This is a genomic window from Leptospira venezuelensis (genome assembly GCF_002150035.1).
Taxonomy (GTDB): Bacteria; Spirochaetota; Leptospiria; order Leptospirales; family Leptospiraceae; genus Leptospira_B; species Leptospira_B venezuelensis.
This window is the reverse complement of record NZ_NETS01000010.1, coordinates 1,154,350-1,168,604: the sequence shown is the minus strand read 5'-3', so window position 1 is coordinate 1,168,604 and position 14,255 is coordinate 1,154,350. Positions and strand designations below refer to the sequence as shown.

The window sequence follows — 14,255 nt, the reverse complement described above, 5'->3', positions numbered from 1 at the left end:
ATAATTGTTGCCTAAGCAATAATTATTTATACAATAAATTTGGAGTGAAACAATGCTTACTACCGGACAAACAGCCAAAGATTTTCAATATAAAGATCTGGAGGGGAATTCACATTCTTTATCCGAATTAAAAGGAAAAAGGATTTTGATCTCTTTCTTAAGAAACGGAGCATGCGCTTTATGTAATCTAAGAGTGCATTCTCTCATAAAAAATTTCCCGGAATTTGAGAATCTTGTGATTCTTGCAATATTCGAATCCAAAGCGGAGGATATGATTCCTTTCGTAGGGAAACAAAAACCACCATTTCAATTAATTCCAGATCCGAGCGGTTCTATTTATTCATTGTATGAGGTGGAGGTTTCGCAGGAGAAAGTGCAAAGATCTATGGAATCGGAAATTGTAAAATCCCGGGTCCAGGAGGCAGCTTCAGCGGGATTTTCATTAGTTCAGCAAGAAGGATCTAATTTTTTTAGAATACCTGCGGATTTCTTAATCGATGAGAATTTTCAGATCCGGACTGCGTTTTACAGTTCTCTAATAGGAGAGCATTTAGATTTGAATGAAATTAAAAATTGGGCAAACTCGGTAGCAGTTTAACCTATTCCGAAATTTTTAAGATTCCAGAAATATTCCCGATCAGATCTACAGTCTATCCGGAATATTTTTGGAAAGCTTTATATTCTTCTATAACCTTCTTACCAAACTCCAACCATTCTTCGTCTTTTTTAAAACCGAAATGTTGAAGAACTTCCCAGTGAATTGCCGCAGGATCAGCTTTTCCATCCAAACAATCTATGATCCAATCGGATAAGTAGACCGCAAATACAACATCTCTAGACTCTTTTTTAGCCATCAAAGGTCTGTGATGGTATTCCGCTGCCACTTTGATTGTGTCGGAGAAATTCCATTTTTCACAAATCATACCTCCTAAGGAAGTATGAGTAATTCCAAGTGCGGCTTCTTCTAGTCCAAGAGTAGAAGGTAAAAGTTTTTTTCCGGAGATATCGGTTAACTTTTCAATCGTATCTCCTTCCAAAGAAAGTAAAAGTACAAGCCCTATATTATGAAGAAGTGCTGCACAAACTAGATTGGTCAGGAATGTTTTCTTCCAGCCCATTCTTTCTCCTAGTCTTCTACAAATATAAGCGGAGAGACTAGACATTTCCCAGATATGTTCAAACTCTTTGTATCTTTCTTCTAGGATCTTTTTCGTTCCAAGGCTCAAAAGAATATTATTTAATTCTGATAGACCGATCAGCTTGATCGCATCTTCTAATGTTTCTACTTTTCTTCCCTGAGCAAAAGAAGCAGAATTTGCTAGCTTTAGAATATTGGTAGATAAAGAAACGTCTCGTCCGACCTGTTCCGTGATCTGCTGGATAGAAGAATCAGGTTTATTGATCAGGCTCATTATCTGATTCAAGTTTTCCGGAAATGTAGGAAGTTTATCTATCTCTGCAATAATTTCAACAGTACGTTGGTAGGAAACATTTCGATGTTTGAAGTCGAACGGAATTTTGATATAAGCGGAAGTGATTCCGCCTTCTGCTTTTAATTTATAAGAATCAGCGGCAATTCCTTCATTCTTTAACATCAAAAGAGACATTGCAAGTCCAAGACCTGCACCTTCGGAGTCGTCCGCGTGATCTGCGAAAACCTCTCCCAAGTCGTTATATTCTTTGCTCTTGCCAATCCTGTTCTCTACACGTTTTAATTCTTCCGCAATAATAGGTGCGTTATTGGAGACCCTCATTAGGAAGCTAGTTCGATTGAAAGCAAGAGTGATCAAACAATGAAATTTAACTTTTTCCAACAAGGCAGCATATCTTTCCTTGTCCTTGATCATTTCCTTTTTGAAATTCGCCATCCCTCTCACGTAATCATCGGGATTGGAAATGTTTAGATTGTTTTCGGCAAAAAAGATACGTTTTGAATTTGCCTTAACGGCGTTCATCGCACTTTCTCTTAAGATAGAAAAAACGGATTCCTTTAGCGAGATTGCATCCAGATAGACCAGGTACCTGTCCAAAAGAACGCTGAGTAGTTTATCCACACTTTTGTTCAGAGTGGTAAACCGAATATAGAGAGGATTTAGCTTTTCAATGCGCTCGTTTACGTTTCGAACGCTAAGATAGTATCCTTCCTTTTCGAAATGGTACCAGTTTATATTCATTTTCGCTCGGCGGAAGGGCCTGCTATATCCTACTGCTGAGCAGGTTTTGTCAACCCTAGATTAAATTCCCCGAATCCCTTAGGGCCTAAATCTCTTTGTGCCGAGTGCTTAACCAAAGAGTGGATTTTAAAATTACGATCCATGCACCTACTTGGACGAATGAATAAGGTCCGTAGAAATTTTTAGGATCAGCCTTCCCCAAAAAAAGCGCGAAAGAATGATAAAAAACAGTCCCGACCTGTGGAAGAACCCAGTAGATCGTTTTTAGAACGAATTTTTTGACATCGCTCGCTTCTGTAGACATATCGATGTTTTGGTTATAAGCTACAAAATCTAAAATGCAGCTCAAAAGGATAAGTCCGAGAGAACTTACAATCGCAAGCGATTGGTTCGAGAATAAAGTTACCAGCAGAACCATTAGAACAAAAAACGAATACACCAACATCATGGTTCCTTGATACCAAAGGAATTCCCAAGGAATTTCCAAAGAGAACCAAGAGCTGATCCCAAAAGCGAGAAGCACAAACAACACCACACAAATTAACAATGCGAGTCCCTTACTTCCTACATAAGCAAATGGATCCACCGGGCGACTTAACCATAAAGTATGTACTTGCGAGTCTATGTCTTGGCGGAGAAGGTCAGAAGTCAGGATCACTAGAAACACCAAACTCCAAAAAGAAGTCAGGATAAAATACATATAAGAAGAAACACCATGACTAGTCTCTCCTCCTACAGAAGTAGAGCAGGTCCATTCTCCTAATAAGAAAAAACCAAGCAGAGAAAAATAAAAGAATATTGCCTTACGTCTGAGAACCTGGACGAACGTTAGCCGAAGCAGAGTCCCAATTTGAAGAAATGCAGAGGAGACAAAAAATTTAAAATCGGTTTGAGAGCTCAATTGGACCCTCCATTCTCGGAACCTTGTGTTAATCTGAAGAATACATCTTCCAAAGATTCGGTCTTTCTTTCGTAGAGGAAAATTTCCGCACCCTTCTCCACTAAAATTGCAGGAAGCTTATTAAGATCCACATCCGGCTTAGGACGTATTTCCCAGGTTTTTCCATCTTTCTTATGTTCCAAAGAGATCTCTTCCAGATAAGATTCAGGAGCTGATTCCAAACGAATGCGTATCCTATCCTTTCCTTGTTTTAATTCGTCTAGTTTACCCTGAGCCATCAAGTTTCCTTTATGAAGGATACCGATCTCAGTACAGATTTGTTCTACTTCCAACAAACGGTGAGAGTTGATGAGGATAGTAACTCCTCTTTTCTTATTCTCTTCTAGAATTAATTCTCTGAATTCTTTATAACCAGCAGGATCTAAACCCGTACCAGGTTCATCTAAAAGTAAAAGTTCAGGCTCAGCACCAAGTGCATTTGCAAGTCCCAACCTTTGTAACATACCCTTGGAGTAAGTGGAAATTTTTCGATCAGCAGCTTCCGCTAATCCTAATATTTCGAGGAACTCATTACTTTTCTTTTTCGCAATTGAAGAAGGTAGTAATGCGAGTTTGAAACTTGCTTCTAAAAATTCTCTCCCACTCAAATAAGTAGGGACCGCCATTCTTTCCGGAAGATAACCGATCTTAGTTCTCGCAAGTGGAGAAGGTTCCAAACCCAAAACTTTGCAGTAACCTTCGGTTTGCCTGGAGAAGCCCAGTAAGATACGAACCAAAGTAGTTTTACCGGCGCCGTTCTGACCGAGTAGGCCGAAAATACCACCTTGTGGAATTTTCAGATCAATTCCTTGTAATGCTTTTACTTTCGGATAAAATTTGCGTAGGTGCTCTATTTCAATTGCAAATTGAGGCATTCAAAAATCCTTAGACCAGGTGCCGGAGACGATAGTTCCATTGCTTCTCGAAGCAATCCTTTTTATTAGAACGCGTATCCACAATTATATATTTATTCTATGAAGATCATCATAGCCAGACATGGGGAAGCCGATCCCAATTCAGAAGACGGCAAAGATTCCTCCAGAGTACTTACTCCTAAAGGAATTACAGATATAGAAAAAATGGCTCGGTTCTTCCAAACCGGATTTAAGATCAAAAAGATCTATCATAGTCCTTATGTTCGCACAAGAGCAACTGCGGAAATATATTCCAAGATCCTAAAGCCTGAGTTGGAAACCGAATCTGCTGAGTATCTTCTTCCTGGAGAAGATTATTTTAGGATCTGTCCTCTTCTTAAAGATAATTCCAATTCAGATGCAATCTTATTAGTGGGTCATAGCCCTGACGTGAGTGTGTTTGCGGAAACTCTTTTAGGAATTTCTGGAGTAGGAAAATCTTTTCTATTTACTCCGGGTTCTGCACTTGCAGTGAATATTCCTCGAGAGAAATTCCAAGGAGGACAAATCATTTGGTTTGTATCTCCTGATTTCCTTTGTTGATCTACTTATAGCAACCAAAGACCTGTTTTTAAAAACCAGTTTACATAGGGATCTGTTCCGAAAATTATACAACTGAGGACCGGGGTGTAGCGCAGTGGTAGCGCACTTCTCTGGGGGGGAAGGGGTCGCTGGTTCAAGTCCAGTCACTCCGAAAGTCCTCTTTTCAGACCCTCTTCATTCCAGACTCGGAACCTTACATCCAGCTAATTCATAAAATCTATGGATCGTTCCAGTTCGGGATCCTGATTTACTTCTATTTAAGATGGTATAGATCACGTAATCGTTTTCGGATCTGACTAGAGCACCTTGGAACCAAAAACTTCCTTCCCAAGAACCAGTCTTTCCATAGACTTTAGCCGATCTCTCCGCACATTCTGACCAGAAAAGTGTATTTTTCCATTCTTCCATTATATCTTTATTAAGTCCGTAATCGTTTCTAAAAATTTTCGACCATGAAGAATGTATACTCTTAGGAGTTAATCTGATCCTTCCGCCATGTTTTAAACCTGCAAGATCGATCCACCAATCATCGACGTTTGAATTCGATTTAGAATTTTTTATATATGAAATTTTACCTAAGGTAAGATCCAATTTCTCTTTTCCTAATTTTGGAAAAACTTTTTCGAAATAATCATTGGAAGAGTAAAATAATGCATCTCTCAAATCCAAAGACCTTGGGGAATTAGGGATATGTTTGTCTGCACATTCTACCTTTTCTTTCGGATCAATAATATGATTCTCTAATAATGACAAAACTAGATATGTTTTAAATGTAGAAGCAGGAGAATATTCCCTTTTTAGAAATTCACGAGCCCCATAGATTATTTCTGAACTGAGATTACCAGAATTAACCTCAGTTACAAGAACCAACTCCTCAGAGTTAGGCGTTATTGTTTTTGGAGAAAAATTTTGAGAACTTAAAGGTGTTAGAAGAAAAAGAGATGAAAGTTGAAAGAGTAAAAATCGGCCTAGAACGGAAGTCTTTCCCACTGAAAATCGAAACATGATCGTCTCCTATTCCAGGGGAAAAATCCGCCCATCATTTCTTTAAAAATTGTTTTAAGATATTCTCTCGAATCTCTTCTATTTTAACGATTCCCCAAGCCAGAGGAACTTTGAATTTCAACGCATTCTCACTCAGGTCTTTTTCTCCCTGTGCTTTAAGCTCGTCGAATCTCTGCTCCACCTTCTCCTTACCTTCGTTTAGATCTTCGAGAAGTTTATCGAAAATCTCTTTCGAGGTTTGGACGGCCCCAATTCCGGCATTGATTAAATCGTTTAGTTTTTGGTTATCCATGCCTTGCTATTCCTTTTTGATACTATTTTTATGCACTGCACAAAAAACGCAAGAATAAAATTGGGTCTCAAACGACGAATCTGGTTGCCAGTGCCCTATTTAGGGCAGATCCTTGGACCCCATGCGAGTTTCCATTCTACCCTTAGTATTCGCCGTTTTAGGCCTGTTCTTTAGTAATTGTTCGGGAGATATCAAAGATATCCCCTTAAAAGGCTGCTCCAAGATTTCCGGAATGCCTGGCCCGGAGGATTTGGCAATCGATAGAGAAGGAGGATTACTTTATGTGTCTTCCCATGAAAGAAGGATCAAGGACCAAGAAGGAAAGATTTACTTTCTGGATCTGAATTCTTCTACCCTCGAACCCAAATTATTGGAAACAGAGTATCCGAAAAATTTCAGACCTCATGGGATGAGTCTCCTGAACCAAAACGGAAAGTACAGATTATATGTGATCTCTCATATCACATTATACAAAGAACATTCTATCGAAGTATTTGAAAGAGTGGAAAAACCTTCTGCGAAATCCAAGGCTGGAAAATGGAAACATATCCAAACTTTACAAGATCCTTTAGTAACAAGCCCTAACGATCTGTCAGTCGCATCGGAAAATGAAATTTTTGTTTCTAACGATCATGGACAAGGCGGATTTATGCTCTATCTATTCCATGATCTTTTCAGAATGAAACGTTCTGAGATCGCTTATTATGACGGAAAATCTTGGTCTTCTTTAGGAAATCCTGTCTCCTTGGGAAATGGGATCCTGTATGTAAAACGGCCAGATGGAAAAGAATTTTTATATAGATCCTCTTTTAACGAAGGCACAGTTCTAAAATTCGATATAAAAAGAGAGAACGGAAAAATCGCATTAGGAGAACCTAAATCGATTTCGCTGGGAAGCGGACCGGACAATCTAGAAATAGACGAAAAAGGAACCATATTCACTGTCACTCACCCTTCCGTGATGAAATTCTTAAAACATGCGAGTAGCGCGGACTCTCATTCTCCTACGAAAATATTTACAATTTCTCCGGACGATTCTATAAAAGAAATTTTTTCTAATTCAGGTGAATTGATCTCTGCGGGAAGTACTGCTCTTTCTCATAAGGAAAGAGTTTATATCGCTCAGGTATTCAATGATTTTATTCTGCAATGCCAATTATAAGAACGTAATGCTCGGATTGTTAGTCTAAATCGTAGATGTCGGAAGAAATTACAAAAACGCCGAAACAATCCGCAGTAGAGACCAGACATATAGTTATGCCTGATCATACCAATCATTATGGGACCCTCTTCGGAGGGACCCTAATGTCTTGGATAGACGCAATCGCAGTCATGGTCGCGCAGCGGCACTGCGGAAGAGAAGCAGTCACTGCAAGTGTGGATAAACTGAATTTTCTGGAACCGATCTCTTTGGGAGATCATGTGATCCTAAAAGCTTCTGCTAATTATGCAGGAAGATCTTCTATGGAAATAGGAGTACAGGTTTCTAAAGAAAATCCTTACACTGGGGTCGTAACCCGTGCAACTACTGCATATCTCACATTCGTTGCATTAGATGAGAATAAGAAGCCCTGCCCTATTCCTAAAATAAAACCGGAAACAGAAACAGAGATCAGAAGATACGAGAATGCAATCCTTCGACAAGAAGCGAATCGGAATCTTGTTAAAAAGATCAAAGATAACGGTAAAGTTTAAAACTTAAGAAAGGTCGTAAAACTTATCTTCTGCGATAAACTTCTGCTTCAACATTCGCTACTTTTCTAAGTGTAGAAGGTTCTGCAGTGATCTTGAATTTTCTGAACTTGGAAGAATTCTCTTCTAAATAAGATTGAACGAATTCATTTCTTTTTTGGCGATCCGAAAATACAAATGTATCAATTGAGTCCAAGGTTTGGATAAAATCTTCTTTCGGGATAGGAAGTTCTCCAGGGATAAACTCAAGAACCTTTAGATTCGGATTTTCTTTTCGGATATGGAAATAAGGGTCAGGAATTGCCTGCAGATACATCTTTTTAGAACCTTTTAGTTCAGGGCCTAAAACCTCATAGAATCTATCCTTTAAATCAAATTCTGGATTTCCGAATCCTATTCTTTTATAAGCATTCACTAAAATTGCTATATTGGAAAATACTAATATAGCTGCGATAAACTGCACTCTTCTGCTCCTGATCCTTTCAAAAAAGAATCCGCCCAATGCAGATAACGGAATGCATAAATACATTACGTAATAGTATTCAGTAGATAAGATCAAAAAGAATAGAATGGAAACTGTCCAAGCTGAAAAGAAGAATGCAGACTTTGGTTTGTCTTTAATTTCTCCTCTTACCACCCATAATCCGTAAGCTAAAGCAAGATAAAAGAATAGCCTTAGTCCAGGAGATTCATAGCCGCCCAATAATACTTTTATCTTCGTGATTGGCGAAAAGGTTTGGAACAGATCCTTTTTACGTCCGAATTGTGCTCCGAACTGATAGAAAAAAATTCCCCAATCTGGATGGATCCAAATTCCCCAAGCGAGTATTGGAAATACGCCTCCCAACCAAAACATCCAAACCTTCCACGCTTTTGCTCGGTGGATCAATAGTAATGCGGGCACTCCGAAGATTGCTCCAAATGGATGTGATAAAAATGAGATTCCCAAAAAGAATCCAGATAAGAACGCATCGTATTGTTTAAGCGGAATATCTCCCTTCCATTTTGCTTTTCTTGCAAGTACTAGTAAAGATAGAAGTGCCCAAAACAAACAAAGAGCTTCCATTCTTGCAGTCCAACCCACTCTTAAGAATAATAAGTCGGTGAACAAAAGTAAGGAAGCGCCCAGTCTTGCAATCGGAGAATAATCGAAAGTTTTTAATATAAACCAAAAGATCCAGATGCTCGCAATAGATACGATAGCAGCGAATAATCTTAGGGCCTCGAGACCTTCTCCCCAAAATTTTAAAACCCAACCATTTAATAAAAAGAAAACTGGCGGCATCCAAAGTGTTTTGGTTTCCATTCCTTTTACTAAACCATCGAGCACATCTGTGCGGAAGAGTCCATTCTTTGCAAAATCTAAGGAAGGAGAATAGAATAGAACCTCGTCAGGCCAAACCGGTGGGAACTCCAACCCGGAGATCCTAAATATTAAAAGAGAAAGTGTGGATAAAAAGAAAAGACCGATGAGTCCGTAAATTTCGGAAGATCGGTCTTCTGTGCTAGCGGGGGAACCCATGATACAAAGCGCCCCCGGCTGATTATTTTAAGGTAGCTAATGCTTCTTGTTCGGTTTCGTAGACTTCGAAAAGATCCAACAATTCCACAACATCGAAAACTTTTTTAACGTTAGGTGTGATATTGCAGAGTTTGAGTTTTCGATTCTGCTTTTCTAATTCCCGGACCATTCCAACAAAGATCCTGATCCCGGAAGAAGATATATAAGAAATATTTTGCAAGTTAATGACGATATCACCTGTTCCGGCTTGGACATCGTCTAGAAGTTTTGCCTCTACCTCGTCCGAATGTGTGATATCCAGCCTGCCATCCAATTGGACTAGGGTGTGTTTCCCTACTTTTTTCGTTTTAATTTCCAAGCTAGGCTCCGAGCGACGATCCATAAGATCATATTCCGACAAAGAAAATTTCCTTTTTTAGTTACAAAAGGGGAACGGAAAGTTCGCCGTAGACTAAAATAGTGAGGAAATGGGGTTTTACAAGAATTTTTTCCCATCTCCTTTATTCTATCGTAGTTAGAAAATCCTAAATTTTGAATATTATGCCGCTGAGCCGTTAATTTCCTCCAATGGAAATTTTTTGAGCGGAGCCAGCTTGGGTTTCTGACCGAGCAAGTCTTTTAGGGATTTTTGGGACGAAAGTCCTAACTGTTCCTGGATACTTTCCAGGTCCCAGCCCGCCTCGATCAGGTGAGAGGCTAAACTTCTCCTTAACTTGAAAACTGAAATCGTCAAACCAGTCATTTCTTCTAGCTTAGAAAACATTTTTTGAACAGTCCTGGGACGAAGCTTGCCAATCCTGCCAGAAAACAAAAAGTCCTCCCCCTGCTTGCCCTGAGAAATAAACCAAAGATCCCTTCGTAATGAATATGGAATGGAAGGATTTCTGGGGTTTAAAGTTCGAGAATGATGGATCAATATTTTATGATGGGACCAATCCAAATCTTGCACTCTTAAGGAAACCAATTCGGAAAGTTGAAGTCCGAAAGAGTATAACATTCGAAACCAAATATAATGATTTTCGTGAGTTCTGGATGCGTTTAGAAGAAGCCTGATTTCTTCCTTACTTAATGGAAGATTGTCCTCAGGCAGAATTTTGGTTCTGCTTATTTGCTCTTTTTTCATTTAAATACCCTAATGTGATCATGTGATTTTTTTCTCGGAGAATGAGATTCGTGAAAATACATGCAAAGTAGAATTCGCCATTTCGATTGGTTGATTTGCGGAATATTGGTTACCGGGGTTCGGAACATAGATTCTGTATTCCAAGTAACTCATGCACGGAATCTGGATTCCACGTTCCGCGGGAAAATATTGATTTACTAAGCGACAGCGATCGTAGCGGAAATCAAAGCGAAGCGGATTGAAGCGTAGAGCGCGGTCACGAGCGAAGCGAGTGAGTCGCCCGACTGTTCCCCGACATTTCAAATCGTCATAAAATTGTTATCCGATCTTAACAAGTTCGGGATTGGATACAAATATGAAATATTTCTGGAAGGCGGCTAAATTCGCTCTTCATTGCCAATTACCGAATCCTCCTAAAGTCTCAGAACAAGAGATAACTGTTAAAACGGAGAAGTTTGAAATTCCTGCGATCCTTTATACTCCGAAAGGAAAATCCTGCGGAACCATTTTGGCAGTTAATGGATTGGCTTACTTAGGAAATAAGGACCCAAGATTCGCGGCAGTTTGCAGATCTGCTGCAGCAGTAGGATATACAGTGATTTCTCCTTTACTAGTAGAAGTTACTCAATTCCGAATTCGAAAAGAGACTGTTGAGAAGATAAAAGAACTGATACTTCATATCTCTTCCAATAAAGAATATTGTCCGGACCAAAAACTTTCTTATATCGCTCCTTCCTTTTCCGGAAGTATGGGACTGATTGCTGCTTCCGACCCTGAAGTAGGGAAAAAGATCTCTTCCATTCTTACGATCGGTGCCTACTGTGACGTCCAATCTACTTTGGATTATGTGATGACTTCAGATGAGGGGGATGAGTATGGAAGAATGATCCTTCTTTACAATTTTGTAAAGTATGCTCTCAAATCTGAAAACCAAGAATTGGAATTCGCATTAAAGGCATGTGTTTTGGACGGAAGTTTTTCCAGAGAAAACTTGGAACTTCCTGCTGTTTTAGAAAATATCAGCATCGAAAATAAAGAAATATTCTTTAAGCTTCGAGAAGATAAAAGTTTTAGAGAAAAGATCTGGAAAGAGATCGTAACAAATGCAGGATCCCAAAGCTCATTCTTACAAGAGTTACAAGTAAAAGATAAACTACATCTTTTAGATTGCCATGTTTCTATCGTTCATGGGTTGGGAGACAATGTAGTTCCTGCTAAAGAAGCTGTGATCTTAAAAGAAAATCTTCCTAGCAAAAAATCAAAATTGGTATTAACACCTTTGATCTCTCATGGAGATGTTGGAATTTCTCTGGCTCAGCTACCTGCGATTTACGATCTAGTCCAAGGCTTCGCATTTTTCTTTAAGAATGCTGCCTAATCTAAAAACTTTTTGTGTAGAAGAATTCTATTAGATCTCTGATCTTATAGGGTTTTTCCAGAAGTTCATTAACTCCAAGTGCAGAAAGTTTTTCCTTGGTTTCATTCGAGAAATCAGTTCCTGAGACAAAAATTTTCAAATCGGGACATTCTTTCTTGATTGTTTCCAAAAATTCTAAAGTAGAAAGATGTTCAAAATCTAGATCGATCACTGTTAAAACTGTATTAGATTTAAACTTGTTTAATATTTCTTGAGCCTTTTTAGCGCTGTCTGCACTAATCAACCTGAAGCCGAGAGCCAACATTTGGTCTTGTAGGATTTCCGACAAATAAGGAGATTCTTCTACTACCAACATGATACCTGTTGAAGTTTGAGGACCTTTTCCAGTGTGTTCTACAAAGTTAGAAGTTTTACTTTTTGTAACTGGAAAGAACAATCGAATACTAGTGCCCATTCTTAATTCGGAACTTACCTGCACCATTCCTTCATGGTTTTGCATAATCCCATAGACCATAGACAGTCCAAGCCCGCTTCCTTGGTTTTTTGTCTTTGTAGTAAAAAACGGTTCAAAGATTCTTTTTCTGGTTTCTTCACTCATCCCTTCTCCGTTATCCGAAACTTCTATGCAAAGATATTCTGCAGGTTCGGAAAGAGGAAAAGACTCCCTAATATTTGCACCCTGTACTCCAAACGCACGTATAGAGATCTCTCCTCCTTCCGGAAGTGCATCTCTTGCATTCAGACAAAGATTAATAAGCACTTGCTCCAACTGGGAATAATCTCCTACGATTGTAGGAAGTCCTTCTTTACATTCTTTTCTGAATTTAATTTTTTCGGAGAAAGTAGGCACCAAAAGATCAACTGTTTCATTTATCAATTGGTCGGCTAAGATCGTCTTAAACCCGCCCCCTCCTTTTCTGGCTAAAGAAAGAAGTCTGCGAACTATAATTGCTCCTCTTGCAGCAGCGGCATTGATAGAACGGGACATGTCCATGAGGGAAGCGAATTTGGAAGATTCCAATTGCATTTTGGTCGCGTACCCAGAGATGATCTGTAGAATATTATTAAAATCGTGAGCGATCCCACCTGCTAAAGTTCCGATCGTTTCTAATTTTTTAGATTCGATCAACTGATCTTCTAATTTGCGACGAAGAGTGTCATCTAATAGATATCCGCGAATAGAATCTATACTTCCCGATTTATTGAATGTTGCGAAATAATTTCCAGTTGTATGAATAGGAAACCCATTCTTATCCTGAAAAAATTCTTCGTGAGTTTCTAATCTAAAATTGATCTGTATCTTCTGTAAGAAAAAAGAATAATCATCGTAAGATGGAAAAAGATCTGCAAAATTTTTGAGAGAAGCTTCCGATTGTGTTCCTATTCCGAACATTTTCAGAAAAGAAGAATTGGCCGCTAAAATATTTCCGGAACTGTCTGTGATAAAATTTGCAGAAAGATTTTCTTCGAAAAATTTTCGGTATTGTTCTCTACTCTGTAGAAGTTTACCTTCTATCCTTCTTCTTTTTTGTAACTCTTTTCTGGAATCACTTGTGGCTCTTCCTGTGATCAAAGCGACTACGCATAAGATACCTAAGTTAACTAAAAAAATAAGTTCTTTATCGTCTTTAAACCATTGGTAATGTTCAGAACGACCGAATAACGCAGGAAATACCAAGGTGACCATCTGTACCCAAATATTGGCTGTCAAGGCCATAGTGATCCCGTATCTTAATGCTGCCCAAAGAACAAATAACGCAAAGACAAACCAGTATTCTAAGGAAGGAATGATTGCAGCGAAAACTCCGCAGAGTAAAAATACTAAGATAATTTCTGCGATCTTTTTTGGTTTTAGGTTCCTAAGTCTAGTTCTATCCCAGCTTGTCTCTCTAGTTTCCCAGGAACCTTCTGTCCTTGCCCATCCTCTGAATTCCATCCAAGGTGTTACCCATAACAGTATTGGAACTGAAACGCTTAATGTATCGAATAGTGTAGCGACTAGCCCGGATAAGGTAGATGCGATCCATTTATCCTGAGACAGATCCCCGAATAGAACAAGTCCCCCCACGACTAAAAATCCGTTACATATTGCAGCAGGAAAGGCTACCCAAAGTAAAAATCGTACGGTCTCCCTTAGATCCGGTATCCAAGGTTTTCCCTTTCTCCATTTGATGAAAAAGAGCCAGGAAATTCCGACGGCTAAAACTTCCCAGAGACAATAGACTGGATATTTATCCACATCGTGAAGTCCCCAAAGATTGGCGCTGAACAATGCGTTTGCATACATTGCGGGTAACGTGCGTGCCGGCCCCCACCAAAAACATAATATAATACCAACAGGAATAGGAAGATAAGATATGGAGATCCCTGTATCCACTTGGAAGGCTAGAGATGCCTTGGAAGCGAAATGAAATAGGATTAACGGAAGGATCCAAGTCCAATAAGGCAGCGCCTTATTTTCGATATAGGGAGCTCTTCCGCTGTTCTTTATGTCGGATAATAAATTCAGAACCGCGCCCCCAGGTTCCAATATTCCTTATTGTTTAAAGGGAATCCAACTCTTTGCGGGAAATAGAGATAAAATTAATGAACGATCACTGAAACTTTTTGTTTCTTATGGGAAAAAAAATGTGCTATTCGTTGTTAAACGGATATTGATGGCGTCAAAGCAG

General features: G+C 39.1%; 14 protein-coding genes and 1 tRNA gene. 6 read left to right on the top strand and 9 right to left on the bottom strand.

Annotated features, from left to right (window positions below):
* The first annotated feature begins 52 nt into the window (after positions 1–52).
* Positions 53–598, top strand: a complete 546-nt coding sequence (locus B1C82_RS12695) for a peroxiredoxin family protein (RefSeq protein WP_086447910.1) — start codon at positions 53–55, stop codon at positions 596–598.
* Positions 599–650: 52 nt separating this feature from the next.
* Here the strand turns inward: B1C82_RS12695 and B1C82_RS12690 are convergent, their stop codons facing one another.
* The 3 genes from B1C82_RS12690 to B1C82_RS12680 form a co-directional block, all read right to left on the bottom strand.
* The gene (locus B1C82_RS12690; protein ID WP_086447909.1) at positions 651–2,174 is read right to left on the bottom strand and encodes an HDOD domain-containing protein; all 1,524 of its coding nucleotides are present in this window, start codon (positions 2,172–2,174) and stop codon (positions 651–653) included.
* 85 nt (positions 2,175–2,259) lie between these two features.
* Positions 2,260–3,075, bottom strand: coding sequence for an ABC transporter permease (locus B1C82_RS12685; protein ID WP_086447908.1), 816 nt, complete (start codon positions 3,073–3,075; stop codon positions 2,260–2,262).
* Positions 3,072–3,989: an ABC transporter ATP-binding protein gene (locus tag B1C82_RS12680; protein ID WP_086447907.1), complete on the bottom strand. Its 918-nt coding sequence runs from the start codon at positions 3,987–3,989 to the stop codon at positions 3,072–3,074. Before B1C82_RS12680 ends, B1C82_RS12685 begins: the two co-directional genes overlap by 4 nt.
* Before the next feature lie 99 nt (positions 3,990–4,088).
* On the opposite strand from B1C82_RS12680, the gene sixA reads away from it, so the two are divergent.
* Positions 4,089–4,571: a phosphohistidine phosphatase SixA gene (gene sixA / locus B1C82_RS12675; RefSeq protein ID WP_086447906.1), complete on the top strand. Its 483-nt coding sequence runs from the start codon at positions 4,089–4,091 to the stop codon at positions 4,569–4,571.
* 80 nt (positions 4,572–4,651) lie between these two features.
* Positions 4,652–4,723 (top strand) — tRNA-Pro (locus B1C82_RS12670).
* Between the two features lie 22 nt (positions 4,724–4,745).
* On the opposite strand, the gene B1C82_RS12665 is transcribed toward B1C82_RS12670, so the two are convergent.
* Together B1C82_RS12665 and B1C82_RS12660 are read right to left on the bottom strand one after the other, a co-directional pair.
* On the bottom strand, positions 4,746–5,576 hold the full coding sequence (locus B1C82_RS12665; protein ID WP_086447905.1) for a penicillin-binding transpeptidase domain-containing protein: 831 nt from the start codon (positions 5,574–5,576) through the stop codon (positions 4,746–4,748).
* 34 nt (positions 5,577–5,610) lie between these two features.
* Positions 5,611–5,868 (bottom strand): LIMLP_16025 family protein, encoded by a 258-nt coding sequence (locus B1C82_RS12660; protein ID WP_008595605.1) that lies wholly within the window; start codon positions 5,866–5,868, stop codon positions 5,611–5,613.
* Between the two features lie 121 nt (positions 5,869–5,989).
* Here B1C82_RS12660 and B1C82_RS12655 point away from each other — a divergent pair, with 121 nt between their 5' ends.
* Positions 5,990–7,030, top strand: a complete 1,041-nt coding sequence (locus tag B1C82_RS12655) for an SMP-30/gluconolactonase/LRE family protein (protein ID WP_086447904.1) — start codon at positions 5,990–5,992, stop codon at positions 7,028–7,030.
* A 35-nt stretch (positions 7,031–7,065) separates the two neighbouring features.
* Positions 7,066–7,563, top strand: coding sequence for an acyl-CoA thioesterase (locus B1C82_RS12650; protein WP_086447903.1), 498 nt, complete (start codon positions 7,066–7,068; stop codon positions 7,561–7,563).
* Positions 7,564–7,585: 22 nt separating this feature from the next.
* Here B1C82_RS12650 and B1C82_RS12645 read toward each other — a convergent pair whose 3' ends face one another.
* The 3 genes from B1C82_RS12645 to B1C82_RS12635 all read right to left on the bottom strand — a co-directional run bounded on the left by B1C82_RS12645 (position 7,586) and on the right by B1C82_RS12635 (position 10,205).
* Positions 7,586–9,082, bottom strand: a complete 1,497-nt coding sequence (locus B1C82_RS12645; protein WP_086447902.1) for an ArnT family glycosyltransferase — start codon at positions 9,080–9,082, stop codon at positions 7,586–7,588.
* 22 nt (positions 9,083–9,104) lie between these two features.
* Positions 9,105–9,440, bottom strand: a complete 336-nt coding sequence (locus B1C82_RS12640) for an STAS domain-containing protein (RefSeq protein ID WP_020769420.1) — start codon at positions 9,438–9,440, stop codon at positions 9,105–9,107.
* Positions 9,441–9,620: 180 nt separating this feature from the next.
* On the bottom strand, positions 9,621–10,205 hold the full coding sequence (locus B1C82_RS12635) for a tyrosine-type recombinase/integrase (RefSeq protein ID WP_086447901.1): 585 nt from the start codon (positions 10,203–10,205) through the stop codon (positions 9,621–9,623).
* Positions 10,206–10,560: 355 nt separating this feature from the next.
* Between B1C82_RS12635 and B1C82_RS12625 the strand changes: the two genes are divergently transcribed.
* Positions 10,561–11,583, top strand: coding sequence for an alpha/beta hydrolase (locus B1C82_RS12625; protein WP_086447900.1), 1,023 nt, complete (start codon positions 10,561–10,563; stop codon positions 11,581–11,583).
* Between the two features lies 1 nt (position 11,584).
* Here B1C82_RS12625 and B1C82_RS12620 read toward each other — a convergent pair whose 3' ends face one another.
* Positions 11,585–14,113, bottom strand: a complete 2,529-nt coding sequence (locus B1C82_RS12620) for an ATP-binding protein (RefSeq protein ID WP_234008295.1) — start codon at positions 14,111–14,113, stop codon at positions 11,585–11,587.
* Positions 14,114–14,255 lie beyond the last annotated feature (142 nt).

Excerpts from the sequence above, each read along its gene's own strand:
- B1C82_RS12695 (WP_086447910.1), top strand. The coding sequence starts at position 53 with ATGCTTACTACCGGACAAACAGCCAAAGATTTTCAATATAAAGATCTG.
- B1C82_RS12690 (WP_086447909.1), bottom strand. The coding sequence starts at position 2,174 with ATGAATATAAACTGGTACCATTTCGAAAAGGAAGGATACTATCTTAGC.
- B1C82_RS12680 (WP_086447907.1), bottom strand. The coding sequence starts at position 3,989 with ATGCCTCAATTTGCAATTGAAATAGAGCACCTACGCAAATTTTATCCG.
- sixA (WP_086447906.1), top strand. The coding sequence starts at position 4,089 with ATGAAGATCATCATAGCCAGACATGGGGAAGCCGATCCCAATTCAGAA.
- B1C82_RS12665 (WP_086447905.1), bottom strand. The coding sequence starts at position 5,576 with ATGTTTCGATTTTCAGTGGGAAAGACTTCCGTTCTAGGCCGATTTTTA.
- B1C82_RS12660 (WP_008595605.1), bottom strand. The coding sequence starts at position 5,868 with ATGGATAACCAAAAACTAAACGATTTAATCAATGCCGGAATTGGGGCC.
- B1C82_RS12655 (WP_086447904.1), top strand. The coding sequence starts at position 5,990 with ATGCGAGTTTCCATTCTACCCTTAGTATTCGCCGTTTTAGGCCTGTTC.
- B1C82_RS12650 (WP_086447903.1), top strand. The coding sequence starts at position 7,066 with ATGTCGGAAGAAATTACAAAAACGCCGAAACAATCCGCAGTAGAGACC.
- B1C82_RS12645 (WP_086447902.1), bottom strand. The coding sequence starts at position 9,082 with ATGGGTTCCCCCGCTAGCACAGAAGACCGATCTTCCGAAATTTACGGA.
- B1C82_RS12635 (WP_086447901.1), bottom strand. The coding sequence starts at position 10,205 with ATGAAAAAAGAGCAAATAAGCAGAACCAAAATTCTGCCTGAGGACAAT.
- B1C82_RS12625 (WP_086447900.1), top strand. The coding sequence starts at position 10,561 with ATGAAATATTTCTGGAAGGCGGCTAAATTCGCTCTTCATTGCCAATTA.